General features: G+C 55.8%; 5 protein-coding genes. All 5 read left to right on the forward strand.

Going from position 1 to position 7,807, the window contains the following annotated elements; translation table 11 throughout:
* The first annotated feature begins 149 nt into the window (after positions 1 to 149).
* A complete protein-coding gene (locus VB777_RS11420; protein WP_323249050.1) occupies positions 150 to 1,790 on the forward strand; it encodes an ABC transporter transmembrane domain-containing protein in 1,641 nt (546 codons plus the stop codon).
* Positions 1,787 to 3,946 (forward strand): ATP-binding cassette domain-containing protein, encoded by a 2,160-nt coding sequence (locus VB777_RS11425; protein WP_323249052.1) that lies wholly within the window; start codon positions 1,787 to 1,789, stop codon positions 3,944 to 3,946. Before VB777_RS11420 ends, VB777_RS11425 begins: the two co-directional genes overlap by 4 nt.
* Before the next feature lie 53 nt (positions 3,947 to 3,999).
* Positions 4,000 to 5,406, forward strand: a complete 1,407-nt coding sequence (locus VB777_RS11430) for an HlyD family type I secretion periplasmic adaptor subunit (protein ID WP_323249055.1) — start codon at positions 4,000 to 4,002, stop codon at positions 5,404 to 5,406.
* Positions 5,407 to 5,595: 189 nt separating this feature from the next.
* Complete coding sequence (locus VB777_RS11435) at positions 5,596 to 6,066, forward strand: hypothetical protein (RefSeq protein WP_323249057.1); 471 nt, start codon at positions 5,596 to 5,598, stop codon at positions 6,064 to 6,066.
* 268 nt (positions 6,067 to 6,334) lie between these two features.
* Positions 6,335 to 7,807 (forward strand): immunoglobulin-like domain-containing protein (locus VB777_RS11440; protein WP_323249059.1); only part of this gene is annotated, 1,473 nt, incomplete at its 3' end.

Here is a 7,807-nt window from a genome sequence, read left to right on the forward strand (position 1 = left end):
GCCCCAATTTGTGGGCGTGGATAGGCTGTGCTAGCGGCTATGGTTTGTGCGATGTCTCAGCCATTCCGTTGAGATTTCGAGACAGTCTTTTGGACTTGGCGTTCAGCACACTCAGCTCCTGGTGGTCTTCCATCAGGCAATCCATCAGCATGGCTGTGGAGCTCATTGAGGAGTTGATCCGGCATCGATACTTTCAGTCCTTGCGCGAACTGGATTGGAGTCGGTATCAATTGGGGCCAATCCTGATCAGTTCGATTCTGATCAATCTTCTTGAGCTCTCCTCGCCACTCTACATCAATATTGTCTATACCTCAATTCTGCCCACCAGTTCCACCTCAAGCCTCTGGGTGCTCACGGTGGGAGTTGTGGTGTTGATGCTGCTGTCGGGCTGGTTGAAAACGGTGCGTCTCACCCTCACCGGCGCTGATGGTGCTCGGATCGAGCATGGCCGGCGCCTGATGGCGTTGAGCCACTTTTCTCAGATGCGTCTTGATGACTATCTGCGCACTCCGCCCACGACCCATGCCGAGCGATTGAACAGTATCAACCTCCTGCGCGATGAGAGTTCCCTGCAGGCGCTGAATACTGCGATTGATCTGGCCTTTTCACTGATCTTTGTTCTGGTTCTATTTTTGATTGCTGGCAGTGTTGGCTTCATCGCTGTTTTAGCGATTGTGGTGTATCTGCTGCGTTCTCTTTCTTTTGCTCGTCAATATGAAGAGATTTCCAGGCGCAATGATGGCCTTGAGTTGGATCGACTCAATTATCAAAACAGGTTGATGGATGCGATCAATCTGATCAAATCCAACGGTCTGGGCCGTCAGTTTCTTGTGGGAAACGAGCATCGCCAGGAGGAGCTGGCCTGGCAGCGCATGCAATCCAACCAGTTCAATGGCCGTTACCAGGCCTTTGGCTCCCTGATGTCGCAGCTCACCATGGCGGCGATCATCACGTGGGGTGCTTTCCTGGTCATCCGTGGTGATCTGCTGTCTGGTGCTCTGGCCGCTGCCCTGCTGCTTGGCGGCAAGATCCTTTCCCCCTGGCAACAGGCCATGGGGCTTTGGAACAGCTACCGGCGTCTCAGCCATGCGCGACAGGAATTCGACCTGTTGATGGCCACCCCAACCGAATCAATTGGTGGAAACGAGGAGCTGAATCTTGAGAAGTCGCTTCAGCTGGAAGTCGAGGGACACGTTCTGGAGCCGATTCTGATCGGTTCCTCGGTGTTGCTGAAGGACTCCAGTTTTGGTGGCGATGTGCGTCACCTCTTTCTGGCAATGATTCAGGTCGAGACTTTCCTCAACCTGAAGGTTGACACCATTCCAATAGCTTCCTTTCGCCGAGACTCGCTCAGGAATGAGATCGTGTATGTGGATCCCTCTATGGATTTCTTTGAGGGGACACTTTTGCAAAATATCACTAGTTTTCAGCCGACTCGTTATCGAAGACGAGCTCTTTTTTGGTCTTATCTGATTGGGCTTGACGCCAAGGTTCGCTCCCTCCCGGATGGATACAATACCACGATTGGCACTTCAATGCCCAGTGGACTATCCAGTGATGCTCTGCATCTGTTTCAGTTGGTCCGTGCTCTGGCGACAGATCCGAAAGTTGTGATGATTGATTTGAGTGATTGTTCTTATGGCAAGCAGTTCATCGATGGCCTGGAGCGCGTGATCAAGCGCACCAAGGGTCATACCACGGTGTTGCTCAATGGTGTGGGTAACGTCCTGGTTTCGATCAGCGATCAGCAGATCCAACTTCCCATTCGTCTTCCGGAGGTGATCGCGTGACCAGCCGCACCGTTCTGCTGCGTGATCTCACGCTCAGCCAGGAAGCGCCGATGGCCTTCTGCGTCAGGCTGCTGTTGCAGCAGCTGATGTGGACGGGGCGCCCTGAGGAGTTGTTTGAGCTGGTGGGCCGAGACCCTCGCCAGATGGATCTGGTTGATGCCCGCAACCTGTTGCTGCGTCTGGGTTACGGCAGCCGTACCGAAATAGTTCAGGCTTGGAGTCAACTCAATCCACAGTTGTTGCCGGCTCTTTATGTGAGCCCAGACAATATTGCCTACGTGATCTCGCTCACCGCCAAGGGTGATCTGGTGGCCGGGAATGTGTTCGGCCGTTGTGCCCTTACCGAGATTCCGGCTTCCGGTCAGCTGGTGTGGCTTCAGGATCGGGGCAGCACGGAACGGATCACTCTGCTGAAACAGATTTTCTATCGTTTCAGCAATCGCATCTGGGTTCTTTATGCAATCAGCTTTGCTCTTGCGCTTCTTGGGCTCGCCTTGCCCTTTTATATGCGGGCAATCTATAATATTTCCATTCCAAGTAATAGCCTGACTTCAACTTTCTGGATCTTCCTGGGAGTGGTTGTGCTGTTTTTCCTTGACTGGAACCTGCGCCAGTGGCGTGCGTCTTCTCTTTCGCAGCTTTCCGGCAGGCTTGAAGCTCTGCTGGGAGTGAGTCTGGTGGAGAAATTGTTCGGTCTTGACTATCGTCAGATTGAGTCCCTCGGCCAATCTGGTCTGACCAGCCGCTTCCGCAATCTCGAGAGCCTGCTTGGTTATGTGCAAGGCCCCCTGGCCTTGGCCTGCCTGGATTTTCCCTTCATCACGGTTTATCTGGCTGCGGTGGCATTCATTGCCGGCTGGCTGGTCCTGGTCCCGCTTGTCTTGATGCTGGTGAGCGGACTTCTGGTCTGGTTGATGAGCCGCTATTACTCAGGCGCTGCAACCCTCAATCAGGCTACTGGCACCAGCATCAGCCAAGCTCAGCTTGAGCTTGTGCATCGTTTTCTCGAGGTGAAGCTTGCCAACGTCGAGTGGGTGTGGCTGCAGCGGCTCCGTGGACTTTCTGCCCAAAGCAGTGTTTCTGCTCTCACCATCAACGGCCAGGTTGGCCGATTACAGGTGATTTCCAGCACCACGTCTCAGCTTGCCGGGGTTCTGACCCTGGCGATCGGGGCCTTGATGGCCCTGAACATCGCCCAGGGAGAAGCAGGTCTGGACAATGTGGTGGCTCCGCAGTTCGGAAATCTGATCGCCGCCATGTTCTTTGTCTGGAGGATCTTCGGACCTTTCCAGCTGCTGATGAGTGCCTTGTTGCGTTACACCACCATGCGCAATCAGTATCAGCAGCTGGATCAGTTTCTCAAGATACGATCAGCTTCCCAACCGAGGGCTTCACAGGATACGACTTCGACGACACGATTGCGGGGATCGATCCTGCTCGACTCCGCTGCTTGCCGGCTGGGAACTGAAAACAAATTCGCGATCACGCGGGTTTCGCTGACAGTATCTCCTGGTGAAATCCTTGCGATCACAGGTAATTCCGGTTGTGGTAAATCGACCGTGCTGCGAGTCATTGATCAGCTCTATCCGCTGGTCAGTGGTACGTTGCTGTTCGATGGCAAGGATTACCGCCAATTTGGTGTGGACGGAATCCAGAGGAATATCGCTTACTTGATGTCTGACGTTCAGCTTTTGCCGGGTACGGTACTATCCAACCTCACAGCCATGAACCCAGACGCCACCCTTTCTGGTGTCCGCGGTGTTTGCCACCAGCTGCGGATTCTAGATTTTCTGGAGAATCTTCCCGACGGCTTGCAAACTGCCCTGACAGACGAAATTGTATTTCAACTTCCGAAAGGCATTCGCAAGCTCTTTGCCCTTGCGCAAGCCGTGATCAAGGACACTCCGATTCTGCTCCTGGACGATCTGAGTCAGGGCCTCGCACCGGCCCAGTTCGATGCCGTGCTGGAGGTGTTGCCCAGTCTTCGGCGCTGCAGCCTCTCGGGCCAGGACCGCAGCGTCATTCTGGCTACTGATAACAAACTCTTGCTGGAGCGGGCCGATCGCCTCTGCATTCTCGATAAGGGGGTCACGGTCTTCCAGGGCACAGCTGATGAGCTGCGATCGCAGATGAAGCAGCCACAACCTGCATCCTGAGTCCTGTTGACACGTCATCAGGTCCTCCAGATCCACTCGCTTTCTTTCTTCCCATGACCAACTTGCCGGCGATCCCAGAGTCTTCCTTGAGCCTTCCTCCCGACCGAGGGCTTGCGTCGCCGTTGCTCGGCAGTGACACGCCGGATGCCATCACACTGGTGGGACGCCATCGCCTCAGTCAGGCCCTCGAACTGGAGGAAAAACCTGATAACCGCTATTTGCGCTATGCGCTGTATGGTCTTGGTGCCGCTGTTCTGATTTTTTTCCCCTGGGCGGCACTGACGCCGATCACCCAGGTTGTGAGCGCTTCGGGTGAGGTGATTCCGGAGGGTGAAGTGTCTGTTGTGCAGCACCTTGAGGGCGGCATTGTCGAGAGGGTTGATGTTCGCGACGGCGATATGGTGAGCCAAGGACAGGTGATGTTGCAGTTGCGTCCCAATCTTGTCGAAAGCGAATACCGAGCTATCGAACAGCAACTTCGCAATCTGATGCTGCAGCAGCGTCAATTTCAGGCGGCGATCCGTGGAGAGAGCGGATCTTTAAGTCAAAGTGCGAGTGACAAAGTCTCCAAGGCGCAAAGTGACTTGCTAGATAGCCGGATTGAAAACCGTACGGACCAGATTCGGCAGGGGAATGAAAAGATCAATGAGAAGCGAGAAGAGCTGAAGGGTCTTGACGCTCAGATTCAGCGCTATCGGGTTGAGCAGAATTTGCTTAAGGAGCAGCGGCAGATGTATGCCAACCTTGTGGCTTCCGGTGCGGCATCCCGGCTCAATTTGTTACAGGTTGACAAGCAGGTGGCCGAGTCTCAGACCAAGATGGCTTCGTTGCTGGGTACCCGCGCTCAAGCCACCAAGCTGTTGCTTCAGGCTGAAGCGGAGCTACGCAGCCTCAACTCCGGGATCCGCTTTGAGGAGCGCAGCCAGATTGCTGCCTTGGTGAACGAGGAAGCAGTCGTGTCGCAGAATATCAAGAAGCTGCGTAACCAGCTGGACCGTACCAAAATCCGGGCTCCGATCAGTGGAGAGGTTAATGATCTCCGTTTCAAGACGACGGGTGGCGTTATTGCTCCTGGATCCGTTGTGTTGTCGTTGGTCCCCACCAACTCCCCCAAGATTGTTGAAGCCCGGGTGCGATCGACAGATATCGGTTTTGTGAGCAAGGGGCAGACCGTGAGCGTGAAGCTGAAGCCGTTTGACTCCAGTATTTATGGATCAGTTTCAGGGAAGGTCCTGAATATCTCCCCCTCTACGGTTCAAGATCCTGACGATCGGCAGTACTACTACGAGACTAGGATCTCCTTGGATCAGCAGTACGTTGGCTCCGGCGACAAGAAGTTTCCGATACAGGTTGGTATGCCTGTCGTTGCTGACATTGAGGGACCCAAGCGCAGTGTCCTTCGCTACCTCTTCCAGCCATTCACCCGCACCTTGAATTCGGCCCTGCGAGAGTCTCGCTGAGTTCGTTTCTCAGCATCCTTTCAGCTTGTACCAAACTGGCTGCGGCATCTGCTGTTTTCGGCTCTGCAGGGCGATCTCCACGGTTGATCTGGCGATGGAGGCGCCCATCGTGATCGGATTCAAGCCTTGCTGCATTGCCTCCGCGTTCATGGTGCCCTTAGGGTCGGTGTCTTCACCGTGTGTCGATCGATGTCTGCCGAGCAGACTGTCTCGCCCCTTGGCGAGAACTTTCCTACTGGCGGCCGAGCAGGTGATCTTGCTCTCGATGATCTGGTGGCCGTTTATCTCGATGGACTCGGACGGATCGATCCTGATCCTGCGGAGTCGATGGATTCGGCTCCTCGCCTGGGAACGGCTGAGCTGGCCTATGGCCTCGACCAGACAGTGAGTACCTATCTTGAGGATCAAGGCCTGCCGCTTGAGCAATACCATGAGATTCAGCAGGATCTTCTGAACGCGCTGGCCGACACGCTTCATGATCAGGGACTGGCTGATCATGATGCCATCGTGTACGACGACCTTGGCAATGCCGATGGCGCCGCCGTGCTCGGAGCTTTGGACGGGCATGTACAGGCGTTGCTCGATATGTCGCAGACCCAGCAGCCTTTGCTGGAGCAGGCTTCTTCAGAGGTTCAGGAAATTCAGAGTTTCGATTGCTGAGTTCGTTTGTTTTCCACAGGTTGATGTCTTTGTAACGTCGGCATTCTGCTTGATTCTCAGCTTCCTCTCAGCTCTTCAGATCCCTTGCGGCGACTGGGATCTTGGCTGCGTCGCCGAAATCTATCGCTCAGATGCTTCCAGCATCCCCGGAATCACGGGAAGCCGGCCTGTTGGCTTGTGGTCAGCTCATCTACGGTAAAGGCATCAAGCACCAGTGGGATCCGATCGGTCCTGCTCTGGTGAGCGTGACCCCCTGCCCAGACCCCCCATGGCTGACGACATCACTGGATCCAATCCGGTTGAAACCACTGAGTCGGCTGGTGCAGATTCGGTGGCGAATCAGTCTGAGGAGATCCAACGGCAGGCGGCCGCATCCGTCGCCTTTGATCCGAACTACCAGGAAAGTGGTTGGATCGATCCCGATTCCGGTGCCTCTTCCCTCCCCACCCAGAGTTTCGACAACTTCACGGAGCAGGTTGACCAGCCGTCGCCGGGTGATGTTGGCACAACATTCCCTGTTGGTGGTTCTTCCAGCGATGGTCCGTTCATCCCTGCAGGTGGTGGCAGCGGGGGCCTGCCCTCCCTAGGCGGCGGCGGAGCCTCTCCATCCACAAGCACTCGTTTGGTTGGGTCGAGCCCTGCCCTCGCGAATCTTGCGTCTGTCGACACCTCTACAGGGACCCCCACCCTCACGGCGTTTGACAATCCAGAGACCACGCCCTCTCCATCTCCAGAACCGTCGCCCTCGCCGACGCCTGAGCCCACCCCAACTCCCACGCCTGAGCCGGCCCCTACACCGACCCCTCAACCCACACCCACCCCTCCTCTGCCGGCACCGGGTCCCACTCCGGATCCGGCACCGACTCCAGCACCTGCTCCTGAGCCCACCCCTTTCCCAACGCCTACGCCCCTGCCCACTCCTGGGCCGACACCTGAGCCTCCCATTCCGCCTGTTACAGGCACGGTCACCCTTGGAGATGTGACGGTTGATGAGGGTGGCAGCGCCACGATTACTGCCACTGTTGATAGTCCAGTGGTTGGAACTGATCTGGTGATCAGCCTGGACAATGGTGTGACGATCACGATTCCAGTCGGAGAAACGACCGGAACTTCGGATCCCTTTGATGCTCCCAGTGATGATCCGTTTATTGATTCTGAAGAGATTGTTGTGTCGATCATTGGATCGACAGGTGGTGGATTCGATGATCTGAACATAGGTGACACGGCGACGGTGTCGGTTGTCGACACGATCGACACGACGACGGTGAGTCTTGGGGATGTGGAGATCAATGAGGATCAGACAGAGGCGACGACCACGGCGACGGTCACCAATGCGCCGGAGACGGATCTGATTCTGGAGCTTGATAATGGCCAGACGGTGACGATTCTGGCGAATCAAACCAGCGGCAGCGTGACCTATGCGGTGACGCCAGACAGTGATGTGTATAAGGATCCGACCTCGACGACGGTGGCGATCACGTCAGCGACGGGAGGGAATTACGAAGACCTGGACACGAGCGCCACGGCGACGGTGTCGGTTGTCGACACGATCGACACGACGACGGTGAGTCTTGGGGATGTGGAGATCAATGAGGATCAGACAGAGGCGACGATCACGGCGACGGTCACCAATGCGCCGGAGACGGATCTGATTCTGGAGCTTGATAATGGCCAGACGGTGACGATTCTGGCGAATCAAACCAGCGGCAGCGTGACCTATGCGGTGACGCCAGACAGTGAT

The organism is Synechococcus sp. CCY9202 (assembly GCF_034931685.1).
Taxonomy (GTDB): Bacteria; Cyanobacteriota; Cyanobacteriia; order PCC-6307; family Cyanobiaceae; genus CBW1002.

Bases quoted from the DNA above. Each gene is read 5' to 3' on its own strand.
- VB777_RS11430 (WP_323249055.1), top strand. From the start codon at position 4,000: ATGACCAACTTGCCGGCGATCCCAGAGTCTTCCTTGAGCCTTCCTCCC.
- VB777_RS11435 (WP_323249057.1), top strand. From the start codon at position 5,596: ATGTCTGCCGAGCAGACTGTCTCGCCCCTTGGCGAGAACTTTCCTACT.
- VB777_RS11420 (WP_323249050.1), top strand. From the start codon at position 150: ATGGCTGTGGAGCTCATTGAGGAGTTGATCCGGCATCGATACTTTCAG.